Consider the following 17607-nt stretch of genomic DNA (forward strand, 5'->3'; position numbering starts at 1 on the left):
GTTACTTCAGGATGTTGTAGCGCATTCGGGTGCCGTGATTGAGCGACAGGATGATTTCGTCCGAATGCAGCTGTGAAGGAAAGTAGCAGCCCGAAATCTTGGCACCAGCGATGCTCGCACCTTCCAGGTTGGTCTGGCTGAAATCGATACCGCGCAGGTCCGCGCCACGAAAGTAGGCGTGGCTGAGGTCCAGCCCTCTTGCGTCCATCCCGCGAAGGTCCAGTCCCCGGAAATCACCGTGCGCCAGGCTCGGGAGTTCGGTCAGTCTGCTTTTTGCGGTATTGAAAGCGTCAATGTCTTCGCTACGAAGCTTTTCGTAAAGCGGGTCATTGATGTGGCGAACGGCATCGGTATCCATTGTGGAGCTCCAGGAATCTATTCACAGTGGCCCGGCCAGGGGCCGGGCACTGTTCAGTGTAGACGTTTTACATCCCGGGAAGGCCAAAATGCTGGCGGATTCGGTCTGCGACCGCTTCCCCCACATGCTCCTGGTCGGTGTACAGATGAATGGTGTGGGTTTTTTCCTCGGTGGTAAGGGGCTCAAGCCACGCTTCCTGTTCTTCCAGGAATTCTTCAGTGGCTTCGGAGGCATCGCCTGAGCGGTTGCGAGCCCATTCCTTACGGCTTTCCAGGGGCGCTTCGCAGTGCAACAGAGCGAACGGCATGCCCCGGCTCTCCGCCACGTCCGCCATCATCTCCCGCTCGGACTGTTTCAGGCAGGCAGAGTCTACGATGACCGGCAGGCCGCTGGTCAGCAAGGCGCCGGCCAACTCGGCCAGGCGCTCATAGGTGCGCTGGTTGGCTTCTTCGGTGTACAGCTTTTCGCCGGTCGGGGATTTGCTCTGGTCCAGCGGGCCCAGGCCAAAGAGCCGCTTGCGCTCTACGTCCGAACGCAGCCGAATCAGCCCCAACTCCGCCGCCATGGAACCGCTGACACAGGATTTTCCACTGGCGGAGAGCCCGGTGGTGGCCAGTAGATAAGGGTTGGGTATGGCGCTGTAGTCTTCCGCCAGTTGGGCGTAATCGCGATAGCGCTGCATCAGCCCCTGTCGCTCAGCATCGGTCAGCGATGGGTTGCCCAGGGTAAACAGGGCGATTTTGGCGCGGACCATGGCCCGGTACGCCTTGTAGAGGGGCAGCAGCGGCAGGGCCTCGAAGTCGCCGCGGTATTCCAGGTAGGTATTCAATACCAGGTTCGCCAGCTCGGGCTCACGGCGGGACTCCAGGTCCATCAACAGGAACGCCAGGTCGTTGATCACGTCAATCCAGCGGAACGGCTCACTGAACTCGATGCAATCGAATACGGTCACGTCGCCGTCATAGATTGTGATATTTGCCAGATGCAGGTCGCCATGACACTCCCGTACAAATCCGCCCTCGTAGCGCTCGGAAATCAGGGCCGATTGGCGCTCAAAGGTGCTGCGGGTCCATTGCTCCAGGTTGTCGAGCTGAAGCAGGAGCACGTCATCGTCAATCATCGGGCGGATCTGGTCGAAGTTTTCCTGCATTGCAGCGAAGACCGCTTCTGGCGTTCCCAGTGGTTTGCCGGGTTCAACCGGTGGTTGGCTGTCGTGGAAGTTCGCGGCCTGCCGGGCGAGGCTGGTGAGCAGTTCAGGCGTGAGTTTGCTGTTTTCCTGTCGCACGTCGAACAGCTCGTTCTGGTCGAACTGGCGCATGCGGATGGCGTACTCGAACGCGTCCCCCTCGCCACCGAGTGCCGGAGCCTCGGCCGAGCCGGTGATGGGCAATACGTCGAGGTATAGATTGTTGGCGAGACGCCGATTCAGGCGCAACTCCTCTTCGCAAAAGTGTTTGCGCCGTGCCAGGGTCGAAAAGTCGAGAAAGCCGAAGTCCATCGGCTTCTTGATTTTGTAGGCATAGTCGCCGGTCAGGATGACCCATGAGATGTGCGTTTCGATAACCTGAAAGTCTTTCACCGGGTGGTCATACAGCGCCGGATCCTGCAGTGCCAGAATCAGGTTGTCGGAAGGTGCATCGCTCACGGCTCTCTCCTTGGGTTCCTTGAACTCGTTGATTTTTATCGCCCCCATCATAACGAGCAAAACGGGCAGATTACAGAAATAACACACGGATGACCTGCCGTACCGATGCCCGGATTCGTTATAATCCCGCCATGAAAAAATCTGCTTCCCCCCGGAAATCGCCCAAGAAAAACACCCGCAAGGGAAAGTCTGCCCGCCGGCCCTGGTTCTGGCGCCTGTTTTTGCGCGTCTTTTTTATCGGTGTGGTGCTGCTCGCCGGTTGGATGGTTTACCTGGATGCGGTGGTCACCTCCCGCTTTGAAGGCCGTCGATTTGAAGTGCCTTCTCGAGTCTACGCGAGACCACTGGAGCTGTATGACGGCGCGAGCGTCAGTTCGGGGGCTCTGCAGCGGGAGCTTGAGCTGTCCGGCTACCGTGCCGGGGATGGCAGCCGGGCAGGTACCTATCGTCGCAATGGCGGCCACTTTATTATCAGCACTCGGGGCTTTCTGTTTACCGACGGGTTGGAACCTCGTAGACGCCTGTCGCTTAACATATACAGCGACCAGGTGCAGGATTTCCGGGTACTGTCGGGCGACCCTTCGCCGATTGTGCGCCTGGAACCGGCCCAGATCGGCGGTATCTATCCCGCCCACAAGGAAGACCGGGTGTTGGTGCAGCTGGCGGATGTACCCGAACTTTTCACCGATACGCTATTGGCCGTTGAGGACCGCAATTTCCATGACCATGTCGGGATCGCCCCGCTATCGATTGGCCGGGCAATGCTGGCTAATATCCGGGCCGGGCAGATCGTGCAGGGGGGCAGCACGCTGACCCAGCAGTTGGTGAAGAACTTCTTCCTGACCCGGGATCAAACCTTGTTGCGCAAGGGCAACGAAGCCCTGATGTCGCTGCTTCTGGAGCTCCATTACGAGAAGAACGACATACTGGAAACCTACGTCAACGAGGTGTACGTGGGGCAGGCCGGCACACGAGCCATTCACGGATTCGGGCTGGCAAGCCAGTTCTATTTCGGCGAGTCGATTCGTGATCTTCAAACCCATCAGATTGCCTTGTTGGTCGGCCTGGTGAAGGGGCCGAGCTACTATAATCCCCGACGCCATCCGGACCGTGCCCTGTCCCGTCGCAACCTGGTCATTGATGTGATGGCTGAAACCGATCTTATCAGCGAAGAGGATGCCGCCAGGGCCCGTGCCCAGCCGCTGGGTGTTACGAACCAGGCTTCATACTCTGAAAACCGGTACCCGGCCTACATCGATCTGGTTCGTCGTCACCTGGCCCGGGATTACAAGCAGGAAGACCTGCAGAGTGAGGGGCTTCGCATCTTCACCACCCTGAACCCCGCGATCCAGTATGCGGCGGAATTTGCCGTCAAGGATATGCTCGGGCGAATGGAGGGGAGCTCCGATACCACGCTGGAGTCCGCCATGGTGGTGACCTCGCGGGACAGTGGAGAGGTGTTGGCCCTGGTTGGTGGGCGTGATCCGAAATACGCCGGTTTCAATCGCGCCGTGGATGCGAGCCGTCCTATCGGTTCCCTGGTCAAGCCGTTCGTTTACCTGACGGCGTTGCAGAACCCGGATCGGTATACCCTGATTACACCTGTCGAGGACAAGGGCTTCTCCCTGGTGTTCGACGACGGACGCCGCTGGGAGCCTGAAAACTACGATAAGGAACAGCGCGGCGAGGTGCCCCTGCACAAGGCGCTCTCCCACTCGTATAACCTACCTACTGTGCGTGTAGGGCTGGATGTGGGTATCGGCGCTGTGAAGTCTACCTTGCAGGGATTTGGCGTTCCCGGGGGTATTTCGGAGTACCCATCAATGTTGTTGGGCTCAGTCTCCATGACGCCGGTAACGGTCGCCCAGATCTATCAGGGGCTGGCTACGTCCGGTTTCAATACGCCCCTGAGAACCATTCGGCAGGTCACCGATGCCGAAGGCGAGGCCCTGTCTCGCTATAGCCTGAAAGTGGACCAGGTAGCGGATCCCGCCGCGGTACATCTTGTCCAGTATGTTATGCAGGAAACCATGCAGGAAGGTACCGGGCGTTCCGCGTACCGGACCGTGCCACGAGAGCTCACGCTTGCAGGTAAGACCGGAACCACCGATGATGGCCGCGATTCCTGGTTCGCCGGTTTCAGCGGCGACCTGCTGGCGGTGACCTGGGTTGGCCGGGACGACAACGGCCCAACGTCTCTGACAGGCGCCACCGGCGCCTTACCGGTGTGGTCCCGGTTTATGAGCCAGGTACCGCAGCACGGCTTCTCGCCGGTGGTGCCGGATGGGGTAGAGTACCTCTGGGTCAATCCCGACGAAGTCGCCCTGACAGAAGAACATTGTGACAATGCACGCCTCGTACCGTTCATCACCGGCAGTGAGCCTGATGTGGAGGTTTCCTGCGGAGGTAATATCGAGCGGCGGATACGGGGCTGGTTTGAAGGACTTTTCCAATGAAATCGAACACGTTTACATGCGCTGGTTTATTGGCCCTGTCGCTGACGGTGGCCGGTTGCGCCTCTGGCCCGGGCGGTGGCTCCATTTATGTGCCAGCCGGTGATCGGTCATCCCCTGACGAGGCGCCCCAGCCGCCACAAACCGGTGAGCCTCGTGACGAACCGCGGGTTGAGCGTAAAAGCGAGCAGCTTGATCAACCTGTGCGGCAGCCAGAGCGCACGGCCCCCAGCTACCAGGATGAGGGTGACGCTCTGTCGCCGGCAGCACGAAGCCTTATCCAGCGGGCGGACAGCCTGATGGCGTCCGGCGAGACCCAGGCCGCCGTGGCGCAACTGGAGCGGGCACAGCGAATCGCCCCACGCTCGGCGCAGGTGTACTTCAAGCTCTCACAAGCCTACGTGGCACTGGATCAACTGGGTTCGGCGGAGCAGTTCACGTTGAAAGGGTTGTCTTTGGCGGGCAGCAATTCGTCATTGCAGCGCTCGGGATGGCTGCTGCTGGCGGATATCCGGCGTGCCAGGGGGAATGTGGCTGGGGCGGATCAGGCGGAAGCCCGGGCGGCAAGCCTGTAAGCGAGAAAAGCCCCAGCGGAAGTCCGGTGGGGCTTTGGGTTGCCAATCAGCGTTGCTTACGGGGCTAGTGGGATGGTTTCCGCTTGCGCCTCCGTACTGGCTTCCACGGTTACGTTCTGTGTGCCGTCGAACTCCAGCGCATCGGACATCTCGTTGTCATCCAACTGGCAGGAGTAACTGACGGTGTAGTTCCCCGCGGTCAGGAACGCAGCGGTGTAACTGTACAGGCCGTCATTCTCGTTAGCCGTCACCGGCACGACCATTAGCGGTCCACCTTCTTCGTTCACGTTTAGGTCGGTTGGTGTTACATCCGCGCCTTCGTATATGTACGCAGAACCTTCATAGGCGCAGTCTGCGAGCGTCTCGTCGTTCAGGCGGGTGGAGTTGATGAGAGCGTAATCCACCTGGCCGCTGATGGAGCCCACTTCCAGATTGTCAATCAGACGCAGCGCCGGTTTGAGGTAGTAATCAGCCTGCCCACCCTGAGGGTCTACGATTGACTTACGAACGTCGAAGTCCACGGTAAAGTTGTGGTCGCCACCTTGGGCGATACCAAATCCGCTGACGAGCTTCAGGCCGGTCTGAGCTCCGGAGGGGATGAACAGTGTTTTGCGACCGCCACCCTCTTCTGAGACATAGGAGTTGTCGACATCCAGGGCCAATCGGATCCACTCGTAGTCACCTGCGGGGAGCTCCTCATCTTCCAGTAGCGGCGCCTGGTTACCGCCCTGGAGGGTCAGAAGGTCCAGTGTCTTGGGCTCATCAAAGGTAAACACCAAGGCTTCACCATCGGCCGGTTTCACGGAAAGTCCTGTGAAAGTAATAATGACTTCTGAGAACTGCGCGGTTGGGGCATCTGTTACGCCAAACGAGGCAGTGCCGGTTGCCTCACCGTCACTGCTGTCGCTACCGCTTCCTCCACAGGCAGCAATGGCTGCAGCCAGTGCGGTAATGCCAAAACCTTTGATCAATGCATGGTTCATAAGTTATCTCCGGTACTTTTTCGGTGAGCTCGTTGCCCAACTTTGTTGGTATGATAGCCGGCTTCCGTTACCCTCTTGCGGAACCCGATGCGTGGGGGTACAACGCTCGGGTTCCGCCAAAAGTTCCGGGTTGGCGTATTACAGAGTGTACATATTGACGTTTCGCATCAGCAGGTGAGCTCAGCTCGCTCCGTTAAAAGCCGATTTAAATGGATGTCCAAGGGTTAGTATTTTGGCGTTAATACCTTTCAGGAGGGCTGCAAAGCCCGCACGCTTTGAGCAGCTGGTCCAGCCCAACCTGGAGGCGATGTACCGTTTTGCTTTCCGGTTGTCGGGCCAGCAGCATGATGCTGAGGACCTGGTGCAGGATGTGGTGGTCAAACTTTATCCCCGCCTTGAAGAGTTAGAGGGCATTGAGCAGCTTCGTCCGTGGCTTAATCGGGTCCTGTACCGTCACTTTATTGACCAGGTGCGCCGCAAGGGCCGCCGTGCGGATAGGCCCGTGAGTGACGTGGTCGAACCGGATCAACAGGCCAGCTTCCTTGACTCCTACGCCTCGGATGTGCCGGAACTGTCCGAACAGATCAGCGCTGAACGCCTGAAACCCGTCATGGACTCTGTCATTCAGGAGCTCTCACCGGAGCTGCGCACACTCATGTTGTTGCACGATGTGGATGGCTGGAGTCAGGAAGAAATCGCTTGCGTACTGGAAATACCCGTGGGTACCGTGAAATCCAGGGTTCACCGTTGCCGGGCATCGCTGAAGAAAAAATTGCTTGAAAGGCCGGAACTTTTCCAGCAGGCCGGGCGTGTGGAGCAATGAGGTGATGGAAATGTTGTGTATTGAGTGCAAAAACAATCTGCGTTCCTGGCTCAGGAGCGAACTATCCGCGGCGCAGGCCAGCCGTGTTGAGCAGCACATTGCCGTGTGTAAAAGCTGTTCCATTGCCGCACATAATGAAAAAGTAATCCTGGACTCTTTGCGGGCCAGCCAGTCGGTGCCGGCGCCCTCGAATGGTTTTGAGGAGCGGATGTTGGCAGCCGCCACAGGGCAGGGTGGGCAGTCACGAACGGAGGCTTTGCCCCATCGCTGGAGCACGTCTGCAGCCGGTGGCGCCATCGCCGCGGCTTTGGTTGTTGGCATCGCATTGGGTTTTGGTTGGAATTCGGACCGAGAGCCTGAGACTGACGTGGCTTCCAGTGCCCCGCAAACGGGCGGTGAGAAGAGTCTGGTCGCGGAGCCTGTGGCGCGTAATGTTCGGCTTGCTTTCAGCTCCAGGGAAGCTTTGGATGGCGTTACCCTTACGGTGGAATTGCCTCCGCACGTGGAGGTTGCCAGTTATCCTGGGCATCAGAAACTCAGTTGGAAAGTGGATTTGGATAAAGGCGAAAATGTAGTGAACCTGCCGCTCAATATTCTGTTTTCAGGCGAGGGTGATCTGGTTGCCCATCTTGACGACGGTCGGCGAACGAAGACGTTCCGCACCAGTCTTGACCGTGCTGAGGGTAAAGCTGCTCAGGAGCCTTCGTCATGAAGCCGAGCTTCTGGCAGAGAGTTGCTGTTGGCAGTTGCCTGGGGTTGTTGCTGGCAACTCCCGTAACTGTCATGGCATCCGATGACCTTGATGTAACCATGCGAATGGTTCTCGACAACGAAGAGCTGACCGAATCCGTTGTCCGCGAGATAGAGCTCAGCGAGCCGGTAGCCCTTGAGCGTCGCAAGAACGAGACGGCTAAGCCCAGCGATGGGCTTGAGGAGGCGCCAGGTGCTAGCCGTGCCCGTGAGGCACGTGAAAAAGCGCGCGGGGCAGCCCGGTCTGCGGCCGAGCGTGCCCGGGAAGTCCGCGAACAGAACAGGCAGCGTGGGCGCTCCGAGAAACCCGAACGGCCGGAGCCGCCAAATCGCCTTGAACGACCCGAGTTGCCCTGACTCGGGTCTCAACAGATTGTAATGCTCCCCCGCAACGACGGATCCCTTCGTCCCTTGTTATACTCCGGACTTTGCCGAAACCTCGCCTGACGTTTTTCAGGTGTGGGCATCGTACACAAAACCGTATTCCCGGAGTGACGTTTGCGACGTTCAATATTGATCACGTTCTTCACGCTACTGGTAGTTGCTACCAGTGGTTTGATGGCGAAGACAGAGCCAGCCGGACGTTCTGATTTCGAAGCCGGCGTGGACGCATTCAGCGAGGGTGAGTTGACGAAGGCCCTGGCGCTTTTCGAGCAGGCCAGGGCCGTTGGCATGAATACTCCCCCTCTCCTTTATAATATGGGCGTTGTGTATTTCCGGCTCGGACGGCATGAACTGGCTGAATCCGTTTTCCAGGAACTGCTGGACACACCCCATGCGGCTTTGGCCCGGTATAACCTGGGGTTGGTCAAGTTGGCATCGGGTCAACAACGGGCTGCACAGAAATGGTTTGAGCTGGCCGCGGGGCCGGATTCGCCGGAGAAAGTCCGAGTCTTGGCTCGTCGTCAACTTGATGAATCGGAACAGTCCGTCCAGGTCGAAGGTTTGAATGGCAGTGGCTACCTTGCCGCTGCCGGTGGTTATGACGACAACATCGCTGGAACCCCGGATGACGCTTCAAGCAACCAGGCCGGCGGCTTCGCGGATCTGCTTGCAGCGGGAAGCGTTAACCTGGGGGCCAGTGATTTCAGCCTGCATGGCGTCGCCTATACCCGTGAGTACTTCCAGAATTCTGAATTTGACAACAGTTACCTCAGTACTGGCATATCCTGGTTGCAGGGTGTGGGCGCGGGGGAGTTAACTTCCACTCTTAGCCTGGCGAACTCCTGGTTTGGTGGCGATGCTCTGGAACGGCAGGTCCAGCTGGAAACAGCTTATCAACCCGGCTATTGCGTTGTCGGTGTCGGGGGAACCGGGTTTGATTGCGCCCTGAGCGGGTCGGTTACCACCACTAAGGGCGGGAGCGGCTTTAGCGCCTATGACGGGGAAATGTTACGGATCGGGGCAAGCGCTGAAAAAGGCATTGGGCGCTGGGTTGTCAGTGGCCGGTATCAGCTTGAGGTCAACGACCGGCAGGACCTGGAAACCCAGCAGGAGTTTTTCAGTGTGTCGCCACTACGAAATCTGGTGTCGGCCGAGGCGCGTTATAGAATCTCGGACCGGTTTTCCGTGGGAGGCAGAGGGGACATCCGCCATTCCCGATACATGGATAAACATCGGCTGCTATCCGGCTCTGGTGTGGCTTCCGAGCGTCGTACAGATAACCGTCTGCGAGGTATTTTGCTGGCAGAGTACCGTGTTACGAGCCAATGGCTGATGCTGGCGGAGTGGAGCATGATGAACAATCGCAGCTCCATCGAACGTTATGATTACAGTCGTCGCGAGGTGATGGTCGGCGTTGAAATGGGCTTTTGATTTCCCGGTCGGGAGTGTTCCCGGCCGGGAATTGGCCTGAATCAGAGGCCGGCGTTCCGGAGGCGGTTGGCCTGCTGCCGGAAGACGGTTTTTGGATCAGTCTCGAACAGACTATGCAGTCCAAGAGCCTGATTCACCTCATCCAGGTGGTTCATGAAATAGTTATCACGAATCACTTTGCCAAAATGGCTGCTGCAGCGGCCTACCAATCCATCGTTGGGGCTGAACGTAAACGCCAGGCTGGTGGTGCCCAAAAGTACGTCGGATGGGTCCAGCACGTTGGTCAGTACGCCAGTGCCACCCCATGAATAAAAGCGCACGCCGTTGCTGGAATAGGCACCTTCACCACAGGCACTGGCCGGAACGCCGGCGGGGGCGAAGTTGTTGAACTCGGCGCTGCCTTCGGTGGTGAGTGAGTAGAGGCTGGACTGGAGGTCCTGATTGTAGCCGCCACCGGAGAGCAGGTCGATCAGGCTGCCCAGTGCGTTACCCAGTGATGCCGCAAGACCGTCCGCCGGAGATCCGTGGATCAGGTCTGCAACCGGTGAGCCTTTGTGGGGGGAGCCCACGGAGGTTACCGAGGCCACCAGATCCGGCCTTACCCGTGCGACGTATCGAGCGGTGGGCCCGCCATGGCTGTGGCCAATCAGGTTTACCTTGCCATGAACCGCTGCGATTGAGGCGATCTGTGGTAGCAGTGCCTCACCCCTGGCGATGGTGCTGTCCAGAGCGGGTACCTGGGTGGTGTAGACATCGGCACCGTACTTGCGCAGGTCTTCGGCAATGCCATACCAGTAGTCTACCCCCGCAATTGAATCGAATCCGAACATACCGTGAACCAACACCACCGGATAGCGGGTGTCGGTGTAGTTGGATGGCGTGGAATTCCACCACCAGGCCATTGATGGCGCCGACCATGCCAGTGCCGCCAGCATGGCGAATACCTTGATCCATTGTTTCATTGTTGCACCTACAGTTTGCTGTTGTATTTATTGTCAAACTGCGGCTCGACCTAACAGGTTGTGCCGACTACTGCATTTTGGGGCAGTCCAAGGCAGTACTGCGTGGCGTCCATGCGCTGACTTCTGTCTTGTGATTGTTAGATGGTCGCAGTCAGTGCATCTCTTGTCCGAGATCTGACCATAATTTGATCATAGGGTGAGTGAAGTCAACGGCAGGAGGGGCCGGGGCGGTTTGGGCGGTCAGAAGTGTGATGCGGGTCACCCCTGGGGCCCCGAAAGACATGTCCCTGTTGCTGACAGGCTTTCGGGGTCAGGGATCAATCGGTCGCGTTCAGAGCGTTTTCATGACACGGCGTGCCGCTTCCGTTGTCTGTCGGATGTCGTCATCGGTCAGGGCTGCGCTGGTAAAGCCGGCCTCAAAGGCTGAAGGCGCCAGGTAAACACCTTCCTTGAGCATCCCCTGGAAGAATTTTTTGAACCGCTCTACGTCGCAGGCCATGACCTGGTCGAAGCGTGTGATCCTGGGGGCGTCGGTAAAGAAGAAGCCGAACATGGCGCCAGCACTTTGCACTGCCAATGGGACGCCGGTGCTGTCCGCAGCCTCCTTTAACCCATCGCGCACGGCATTGGTCTTTTCCGTCAACCGGTCATGGAAGCCCGGCTCTGAAATGGCGTTCAATGTAGCCAGCCCGGCACACATGGCCAGCGGGTTGCCACTCAGAGTTCCGGCCTGGTAGACCGGCCCCAGTGGCGAAATGTGTTCCATGATCTCCCGCTTGCCGCCAAACGCGCCAACAGGCAGGCCGCCGCCAATCACTTTGCCCAGGGCGGTCAGGTCCGGTGTGACACTGTAGAGTTCCTGAGCGCCACCGAGGGAGACACGGAAGCCGGTCATGACCTCATCGAAAATCAATACCGTGCCGTGCTCGTCGCATACCTCCCGCAACGCTTCAAGGAAACCGGGGACAGGCGGTATGCAGTTCATGTTGCCCGCCACTGGCTCAACGATGATGGCTGCGATTTCATCGCCCATTTTTGCGAAGGTTTCCCGAACACTTTCAATATCGTTGAACGCCAGGGTCAACGTATGTTCCGCGAGGCTGGCGGGAATGCCCGGTGAGTTGGGGACACCCAGGGTCAGCGCGCCGGAGCCGGCTTTCACCAGCAGTGAATCCACGTGGCCGTGATAGCAGCCTTCGAACTTCACGATCTTGTCTCGGCCGGTATAGCCGCGGGCGAGTCGAACCGTGCTCATGGTGGCCTCGGTGCCGGAATTAACCATGCGCACCAGGTCAATGGAAGGGACCAGTTCGCAGACCTTCTTGGCCATTTCGGTTTCGATCGCTGTCGGTGCTCCGTAACCGATGCCCTGATCGACCTGGGCATGGAGCGCATCCTTGATGATCTGGTTGCCGTGGCCAAGGATCATGGGCCCCCAGGAACCGATGTAATCGATGTAGCGGCGATCGTCTTCGTCGTACAGGTAGGCGCCGTCGGCGTGCTTGAAAAACAGCGGGGTACCGCCGACTCCCCGGAAGGCCCGGACTGGAGAGTTGACGCCTCCAGGGATGTATTTCTGAGCCTGTTCGAATAGGGTTTCGGACTGGGTCATGGTTCAGGACTCCTGAGATACGGACGATGAAAAAAGTGGGTGATGTTGCGCAAACAGCTGGCTAAATCGGCGTGCGCGCTCTTCAATGGTGGCAACGTCACCATCGAACAGGCCGCCGACCACGGCCAGCAGGTCGGCGCCGGCGCGGATCAGGCCTTCGCCGTTATCTATAGTAATGCCCCCAATGGCGGTTACGGGTTTGCCAAACTGCCGTGACTTGGTCAGAACTGAAGGCTCGGCAACGGGGGCGTCAGGCTTGGTGGTTGAGTTAAAGAAGCGGCCGAAGGCCAGGTAGTCGGCGCCGTCCGCATCCGCCCGGGACGCCAGTGCCAGGTCGGCATGGCAGGTTGCACCGACGATGGCATGGTCACCAAGCTGCCGTCTGGCCAGGGCCAGGGAGCCATCGGACTGACCCAAGTGCACACCGGCGGCTCCGCAGCGACGGGCCAGTTCAGGATCATCGTTGATGATCAGCGGCACGCGGGCATTGTGGCAAAGGGCCGCCAGGTCCTGCGCCTGTTTCAGCCGTTCTGGCTCCGGCGCCTTTTTTTCACGGTACTGTACCAACACGGCCCCGCCTCGAAGGGCCGCCTCAACCGCGACCAGCAGTCGGTCTTCCGGTAACAGTTGGCTGTCGGTAATGGCGTAGAGGCCTGGCTTCAGGCCCTTGGCGATGGCCTGGGCACTGAAAGTGCCGGAAGGCGTTAGCTCTGCCATGGAATGCCCCGGTCGGGTACCGGTTGCCCTTTGCCGACTCGCAGTGCGTGCCGGATCGCACGGAGGACATAGTCCTGCGCCTGGTCAATCGCTGCCCCGGCTGAGAGGCCTGATGCCCTGCCAGCGGCGATCGAGGCCGCCAGGGTGCACCCGGTGCCGTGATACTCACCACCAACCCGCTCAACGTAAAAATGGGACGGTTCTTCAGACTGGTGGTAGAGAGTGTTGATGATGTCCTCGCCTTCGCCATGCCCCCCCGTGGCCAGTACGGACTGGCAACCAGCGTTTAGCAGCTTGCGGGCCGCTTGCGCCGGATCTTCGTTCTCGCCCAGCAGGGCCAATTCAATGCTGTTGGGCGTAATCATCTCTGCGTGTCGGAACAGGCGTTCCTTCATGCGTGCAATCAGCGCTTCGTCGGCGAGGTCGCCGCCACCGGCGGCCTTGATCACCGGATCGGTAATCAGAGGGATGTCCGGGTGGTTGGCGAGAAAATCCACCAGTACATCCACCACATCGACGTTGCCGAGGGCTCCGGTTTTGATGGCATGAATGGGGGTGTCCCCGGCCAGGCATTCCAGTTGTTGGCGGACGATGTCCGGATCCGTTGCGGTGGCGTTGTAGACGTTTCGGGTGTCTTGCACGGTCAGGCAGGACAACACAGGCAGCGGGTGACAGCCCAGGGCGGTCACTGCCTGAATATCAGCCTGGATGCCGGCGCCGCCGGAGGGATCCAGGCCAGAAATAATCAGAACGTGAGGACGGCTGTTAAGGTTGATAGTCGGGCTCCTCAGAAGGGTTTGACGACAGCGAGAATGACGATGGCGACCAGTGCCAGAACGGGCATCTCGTTAAACCAGCGGTAGAACACGTGGCTACGGGTGTTCTGGTCATCGCGGAACACCTTCACCAGATGTCCGCAGTAGAAGTGGTAGCCGATCAGCAGGACCACCAACAACAGTTTGGCGTGAATCCAGCCCTGGCTCATATAACCTTCGACATTGTAACCGATGAGCCAGAGACCAAAAACAACCGTTGCTACCATAGACGGTGTGGTGATTCCCCGATAGAGCTTGCGCTCCATGATCTTGAAGCGCTGGCGGCCAGGTTCGTCCTCACAGGCGGCGTGATAGACGAACAGTCTTGGCAGGTAGAAAAGGCCGGCGAGCCAGCACACCATGGACACAATATGCAGGGCTTTGACCCACAACATTCATCAACTCCGTCGGTATTGGTAGTAGCTCTCGATATCCGATTTCAGCACAACGCCATAGACGCGCTGGATCATCGGGGCAACATGACGCTGCACGTAGAGGGCTTCTACGCTGGTCTGGTCAAATTCGTTCAGTGCTTCTTCCAGGGTCGCCTGGTACTGCACCGGTGCGATGTCCCGGCGATTGGCGGGAATGTCCATCAGGTCAATCTGCTCAGGTGTTGTGTCTTCTTCGCTGTCCGTTGCCGGCGCTTTGGTGTCTTCCATGTAGCGAGCAAGATCCACCGCCGGCAGCAGGCCAGTGGGGCCGCTACTGCCTTCCACCACCAGCCATTTTGGTTCGGATTTGAGGATTTTTCTGGCTTCTTCACGCGACAGGAAGCGTTCGGTGCGCAGGATGTTCCTGTCCATGATGGCGCCAACGGACACGCGCCGTAAAGCCTGGATAACCGGCGAGTTCTGGTAACTCAGGCCCTGGCTCTTGAGTATGGTCAGGAACAAAGATTTCTTGCCAAAGGCTTCGCTGGTTACCAGGCTCGAGGTCGTAATGATCAGCATGCCTGGCAGAATAATGTGGGGATTCCTGGTAAGTTCCATCAGCGCCATGAGCGCTGCCAGTGGCGCCTGCAGCACGGCCCCCATCATGGCGCCCATGCCCAGCATGGCGTAAAAGCCCACGGACGATGCCATATCCGGCAGTATCTGGGCGCCAATCAATCCCATGGCTCCTCCCAGTGTGGCTCCCATGAACAGGGTGGGGCCAATCACGCCGCTGGGCATGCCAAGGCCGAGGGTGACCGAAGTGATCAACAACTTGGCGATGCCGGCGCCCAGCAATAGCCAGAAGGGCAGTTGGTTGTCGATCGTGAACTGCACCGTGTCGTACCCGATCCCCATCACTTCCGGTACAACGATGGCAAAGGGCACCATGAGAAGTCCGGCGATGGTGAGTCGCAGTAATACCGGGCGATGGTGGTGGCGGCCGGTGGTGTCGATCAGTTGTATAAAGGCCGCCGCCGCGACCCCGATAATGATTGCAATGGCGATGATCCAAGGGATTTCCAGCAGGGAGTTCATGGTCAGCGGCGGCACACTGAACGCTGGCTCCGAGCCGTACGCGGCCTGGGTAACCACCGCCGCGGTCACGGATGCCAGGATGATGGGGGTGAAACCGGCGATGGTGTATTCCATCATCACCACTTCCATGGCAAAAATAACGCCGGAAATCGGGGTGTTGAACGACGCGGAAATAGCGGCCGCGCAGCCGCAGGCAACCAATGTCCGGATGCTGTTGTTGGGTAGCCGCATCCATTGCCCCATCAAGCTGGAGATGGCTGCCCCAAGATGTACGGCGGGGCCTTCCCGGCCGGCGGATTGGCCGGTAACAACGGTGCTGACACCGGTGGCGAACTGGACGAGGGCGCTGCGAACGGAAATATAGCCCTGATGGTAGTTCAGGCGTTCCATGACGTGCACGATGCCAACCTTGCGGTCGTGGGTTGCTAGGTTGTGCATCAGCAGGCCCAGCGCAATGGCGCCGGCCAACGGCAGGATGGCGCGGGTAAGAATGTCCAGCTCTTCAAACGACTCGGAGCCGTCGCCAGGCAGGAAGTACTCGAGTGGCCATTCGATGGCCAGGCGAAAAACCAGAATCACGCCACCGGTAAACAGGCCGGATAGCAATCCGAGAACCGCCAGTTGTGGCAATGCGTCGACACCGGACAGCCGGCGCCGGAAAACCGGGATCAAGTTTCCAGTGATCTTGTTTCTCAGTTTACGCATGAACGCCGGTTTTCCAGGGACGAGTGGTTTCTTGACGATATTGTAACCAGCGCCGCTCGGGCTGCAATAAGTCATTGGTTTATCATGTTAGACTATGGGTGTGTTATGAACCCGATTTCAGCTGGAGAAACAGGTGATAAAAGTAGGCATTGTAGGTGGAACCGGTTATACCGGTGTTGAGCTTCTGAGGATTCTTGCGGTTCATCCGGACGTGACGGTGAGTTGCATCACCTCGCGTTCCGAGGCCGGCATGCCGGTCGCAGATATGTATCCGAACCTTCGCGGCCACTACGACCTTGCCTTTTCCGAGCCGGACGTAAAAACGCTGGCAGCCTGTGATCTGGTCTTTTTCGCCACGCCCCACGGTGTGGCCATGCGGATGATGCCGGAATTGATGGCTGCCGGAACCCGTGTTGTGGATCTATCAGCGGACTTCCGCCTCCGGGATCTGGATGTCTGGGCCGAGTGGTACGGCATGCCTCATGAAAGTCCCGAATGGGCGGAGAAAGCGGTTTATGGCCTGCCGGAAGTGGTGCGGAACAAGATCCGTACAGCACAACTGGTGGCTAACCCGGGCTGTTATCCCACAGCTGTCCAGTTGGGCTTTCTGCCATTGCTGGAGAGCGGGCTGGTCGATCCGTCACGACTGATCGCGGACGCCAAGTCGGGCGCCAGCGGTGCCGGACGTCAGGGCAAGATCGGTATGCTGCACGGTGAGGTGGGCGAGAGCTTCAAGGCCTATGGCGCATCTGGCCATCGCCATCTCCCGGAAATTCGTCAGGGCCTGTCCCAGGCGGCGGGTGGTGATGTCGGTGTTACCTTCGTGCCACACCTGATTCCGATGGTCCGGGGGATCGAGGCAACGCTATACGCAGAGCTTCGGAACCCTGCTGATTTTGACCGTCTCCAGTCGCTGTTCGAAGACCGCTTCCGGGATGAGCGTTTTGTGGACGTGATGCCATTTGGCAGTCATCCGGAAACCCGCAGTGTCCGTGGTGCCAACAACTGCCGTATGGCTCTTCACCGGCAGGAGCAGAGCAATATTGTGATCGTTTCATCGGTCATTGATAACCTGGTAAAAGGTGCGGCAGGGCAGGCGGTCCAGAACATGAACATCATGTTTGACCTCAAGGAAACCCTCGGGCTGGAAGCGCCCGCGCTGCTACCATAGGTCTGACCGGTGAGCGAACACAGAAAACCCGCTGAAGAATACGTTGTCATCCGGCATCGCCCGGGGTACCGGCTGCGCCGAAGCTTGATATTGCTGACGTTTTCCATCCTCGCTGCGGTGCTGGGGTATGTGACCGGTATGGCGCAGGGTGGATTCCGTTTTTCAACTGCCGAAGAGTCCCGCGACCTGCTGGAAGAGCAGGTTGAAGACCTTCGAGAGCAAAACCGCGAGGCCAGCCAGCAACTGGTCAACCTGGAGCGGGGGCGAACCATAGATGCACAAGCCCTGAATCAGGCGAGAAGGAGCATTGTTGATCTGGAAACCCGGATCGCGTCACTGAAAGCGGATCTGACTTTCTATAAAAACATCATGGCACCTTCGGAAACCAGCAAAGGGCTGCAGGTGGATCGGTTCACGATGCAGCAGGGGCGCCAGGACGACACCTATGGTTTTAAGCTGGTGCTCACCCAGATCGGTGACAACAAGAGTTATATATCGGGCGTGGTCGCGGTGAACGTCATTGGTATGCGAAATGAAGAGAAAGAAGTGATCGCGCTGAGGGACCTGTCGGACGATATCGACGATCTGGGCGTCAAGTTCCGCTTCCGGTATTTTCAGGATATAGAGGGGCTTTTACGAGTGCCGGACGGTTTCGAGCCGGTTGAGCTGCAGGTGGTCGCCCGTGCAGAAGGCAGTAAATCGTCCCAGGCCGAACGAACTTTTGATTGGGATGAATTAACGGAGAACTAAA

Annotated in this window: 17 protein-coding genes; 8 read left to right on the forward strand and 9 right to left on the reverse strand. The window is 58.6% G+C overall.

All coding sequences use genetic code 11. The features are described from left to right. Position 1: 1 nt before the first annotated feature. Together AAGD24_RS03985 and AAGD24_RS03990 are read right to left on the reverse strand one after the other, a co-directional pair. Positions 2-358: a pentapeptide repeat-containing protein gene (locus AAGD24_RS03985; RefSeq protein ID WP_036203251.1), complete on the reverse strand. Its 357-nt coding sequence runs from the start codon at positions 356-358 to the stop codon at positions 2-4. Between the two features lie 67 nt (positions 359-425). Continuing rightward, positions 426-2054, reverse strand: a complete 1629-nt coding sequence (locus tag AAGD24_RS03990; protein ID WP_379866633.1) for an AAA family ATPase — start codon at positions 2052-2054, stop codon at positions 426-428. A gap of 80 nt (positions 2055-2134) precedes the next feature. On the opposite strand from AAGD24_RS03990, the gene mrcB reads away from it, so the two are divergent. Continuing rightward, on the forward strand, positions 2135-4459 hold the full coding sequence (gene mrcB, locus AAGD24_RS03995; RefSeq protein ID WP_036205614.1) for a penicillin-binding protein 1B: 2325 nt from the start codon (positions 2135-2137) through the stop codon (positions 4457-4459). Continuing rightward, positions 4456-5031: a tetratricopeptide repeat protein gene (locus AAGD24_RS04000; protein WP_151982856.1), complete on the forward strand. Its 576-nt coding sequence runs from the start codon at positions 4456-4458 to the stop codon at positions 5029-5031. Before mrcB ends, AAGD24_RS04000 begins: the two co-directional genes overlap by 4 nt. A 56-nt stretch (positions 5032-5087) precedes the next feature. On the opposite strand, the gene AAGD24_RS04005 is transcribed toward AAGD24_RS04000, so the two are convergent. Then, positions 5088-6014 (reverse strand): DUF4382 domain-containing protein, encoded by a 927-nt coding sequence (locus AAGD24_RS04005; protein ID WP_036203268.1) that lies wholly within the window; start codon positions 6012-6014, stop codon positions 5088-5090. A gap of 307 nt (positions 6015-6321) precedes the next feature. Here AAGD24_RS04005 and AAGD24_RS04010 point away from each other — a divergent pair, with 307 nt between their 5' ends. The 4 genes from AAGD24_RS04010 to AAGD24_RS04025 all read left to right on the forward strand — a co-directional run bounded on the left by AAGD24_RS04010 (position 6322) and on the right by AAGD24_RS04025 (position 9402). After that, on the forward strand, positions 6322-6837 hold the full coding sequence (locus tag AAGD24_RS04010; protein WP_036203271.1) for an RNA polymerase sigma factor: 516 nt from the start codon (positions 6322-6324) through the stop codon (positions 6835-6837). A gap of 4 nt (positions 6838-6841) precedes the next feature. Continuing rightward, complete coding sequence (locus tag AAGD24_RS04015) at positions 6842-7549, forward strand: zf-HC2 domain-containing protein (protein ID WP_379866635.1); 708 nt, start codon at positions 6842-6844, stop codon at positions 7547-7549. Further along, on the forward strand, positions 7546-7944 hold the full coding sequence (locus AAGD24_RS04020) for a hypothetical protein (protein ID WP_051946549.1): 399 nt from the start codon (positions 7546-7548) through the stop codon (positions 7942-7944). The genes AAGD24_RS04015 and AAGD24_RS04020 overlap by 4 nt, the downstream gene beginning before the upstream one ends. A 141-nt stretch (positions 7945-8085) precedes the next feature. Then, positions 8086-9402 carry a tetratricopeptide repeat protein gene (locus AAGD24_RS04025; RefSeq protein WP_036203273.1) on the forward strand — a complete coding sequence of 439 codons (1317 nt, stop codon included), beginning with the start codon at positions 8086-8088 and terminating at the stop codon, positions 9400-9402. Between the two features lie 41 nt (positions 9403-9443). Here AAGD24_RS04025 and AAGD24_RS04030 read toward each other — a convergent pair whose 3' ends face one another. The 6 genes from AAGD24_RS04030 to AAGD24_RS04055 form a co-directional block, all read right to left on the reverse strand. Next, entirely contained in the window at positions 9444-10364 is a 921-nt protein-coding gene (locus tag AAGD24_RS04030; RefSeq protein WP_151982854.1) for a triacylglycerol lipase, read from the reverse strand. 331 nt (positions 10365-10695) lie between these two features. Continuing rightward, positions 10696-11976 (reverse strand): glutamate-1-semialdehyde 2,1-aminomutase, encoded by a 1281-nt coding sequence (gene hemL, locus AAGD24_RS04035; protein ID WP_075195701.1) that lies wholly within the window; start codon positions 11974-11976, stop codon positions 10696-10698. 3 nt (positions 11977-11979) lie between these two features. Next, positions 11980-12693 (reverse strand): thiamine phosphate synthase, encoded by a 714-nt coding sequence (gene thiE, locus AAGD24_RS04040; RefSeq protein WP_178380786.1) that lies wholly within the window; start codon positions 12691-12693, stop codon positions 11980-11982. Further along, the gene (locus tag AAGD24_RS04045) at positions 12681-13382 is read right to left on the reverse strand and encodes a hydroxymethylpyrimidine/phosphomethylpyrimidine kinase (RefSeq protein WP_379866638.1); all 702 of its coding nucleotides are present in this window, start codon (positions 13380-13382) and stop codon (positions 12681-12683) included. The genes thiE and AAGD24_RS04045 overlap by 13 nt, the downstream gene beginning before the upstream one ends. Positions 13383-13480: 98 nt before the next feature. Beyond that, positions 13481-13903 carry a protoporphyrinogen oxidase HemJ gene (gene hemJ, locus AAGD24_RS04050; RefSeq protein WP_151982850.1) on the reverse strand — a complete coding sequence of 141 codons (423 nt, stop codon included), beginning with the start codon at positions 13901-13903 and terminating at the stop codon, positions 13481-13483. 3 nt (positions 13904-13906) lie between these two features. After that, the gene (locus AAGD24_RS04055; protein ID WP_075195698.1) at positions 13907-15685 is read right to left on the reverse strand and encodes a chloride channel protein; all 1779 of its coding nucleotides are present in this window, start codon (positions 15683-15685) and stop codon (positions 13907-13909) included. A 133-nt stretch (positions 15686-15818) separates the two neighbouring features. On the opposite strand from AAGD24_RS04055, the gene argC reads away from it, so the two are divergent. Both argC and AAGD24_RS04065 read left to right on the forward strand, forming a co-directional pair. Beyond that, positions 15819-16856 carry an N-acetyl-gamma-glutamyl-phosphate reductase gene (gene argC / locus AAGD24_RS04060; protein WP_379866640.1) on the forward strand — a complete coding sequence of 346 codons (1038 nt, stop codon included), beginning with the start codon at positions 15819-15821 and terminating at the stop codon, positions 16854-16856. Between the two features lie 9 nt (positions 16857-16865). Further along, complete coding sequence (locus AAGD24_RS04065; RefSeq protein WP_036203295.1) at positions 16866-17606, forward strand: DUF6776 family protein; 741 nt, start codon at positions 16866-16868, stop codon at positions 17604-17606. The last annotated feature ends 1 nt before the right edge of the window (position 17607 follow it).

It is taken from the genome of Marinobacter sp. M5B, assembly GCF_042604615.1.
In the GTDB taxonomy this organism is placed as follows: domain Bacteria; phylum Pseudomonadota; class Gammaproteobacteria; order Pseudomonadales; family Oleiphilaceae; genus Marinobacter; species Marinobacter salarius.

Excerpts from the sequence above, each read along its gene's own strand:
- AAGD24_RS04000 (WP_151982856.1), top strand. The coding sequence starts at position 4,456 with ATGAAATCGAACACGTTTACATGCGCTGGTTTATTGGCCCTGTCGCTG.
- AAGD24_RS04010 (WP_036203271.1), top strand. The coding sequence starts at position 6,322 with ATGTACCGTTTTGCTTTCCGGTTGTCGGGCCAGCAGCATGATGCTGAG.
- hemJ (WP_151982850.1), bottom strand. The coding sequence starts at position 13,903 with ATGTTGTGGGTCAAAGCCCTGCATATTGTGTCCATGGTGTGCTGGCTC.
- thiE (WP_178380786.1), bottom strand. The coding sequence starts at position 12,693 with ATGGCAGAGCTAACGCCTTCCGGCACTTTCAGTGCCCAGGCCATCGCC.
- AAGD24_RS04005 (WP_036203268.1), bottom strand. The coding sequence starts at position 6,014 with ATGAACCATGCATTGATCAAAGGTTTTGGCATTACCGCACTGGCTGCA.
- AAGD24_RS03990 (WP_379866633.1), bottom strand. The coding sequence starts at position 2,054 with ATGATGGGGGCGATAAAAATCAACGAGTTCAAGGAACCCAAGGAGAGA.
- hemL (WP_075195701.1), bottom strand. The coding sequence starts at position 11,976 with ATGACCCAGTCCGAAACCCTATTCGAACAGGCTCAGAAATACATCCCT.
- mrcB (WP_036205614.1), top strand. The coding sequence starts at position 2,135 with ATGAAAAAATCTGCTTCCCCCCGGAAATCGCCCAAGAAAAACACCCGC.
- AAGD24_RS03985 (WP_036203251.1), bottom strand. The coding sequence starts at position 358 with ATGGATACCGATGCCGTTCGCCACATCAATGACCCGCTTTACGAAAAG.
- AAGD24_RS04030 (WP_151982854.1), bottom strand. The coding sequence starts at position 10,364 with ATGAAACAATGGATCAAGGTATTCGCCATGCTGGCGGCACTGGCATGG.
- AAGD24_RS04015 (WP_379866635.1), top strand. The coding sequence starts at position 6,842 with ATGGAAATGTTGTGTATTGAGTGCAAAAACAATCTGCGTTCCTGGCTC.
- AAGD24_RS04055 (WP_075195698.1), bottom strand. The coding sequence starts at position 15,685 with ATGCGTAAACTGAGAAACAAGATCACTGGAAACTTGATCCCGGTTTTC.
- AAGD24_RS04020 (WP_051946549.1), top strand. The coding sequence starts at position 7,546 with ATGAAGCCGAGCTTCTGGCAGAGAGTTGCTGTTGGCAGTTGCCTGGGG.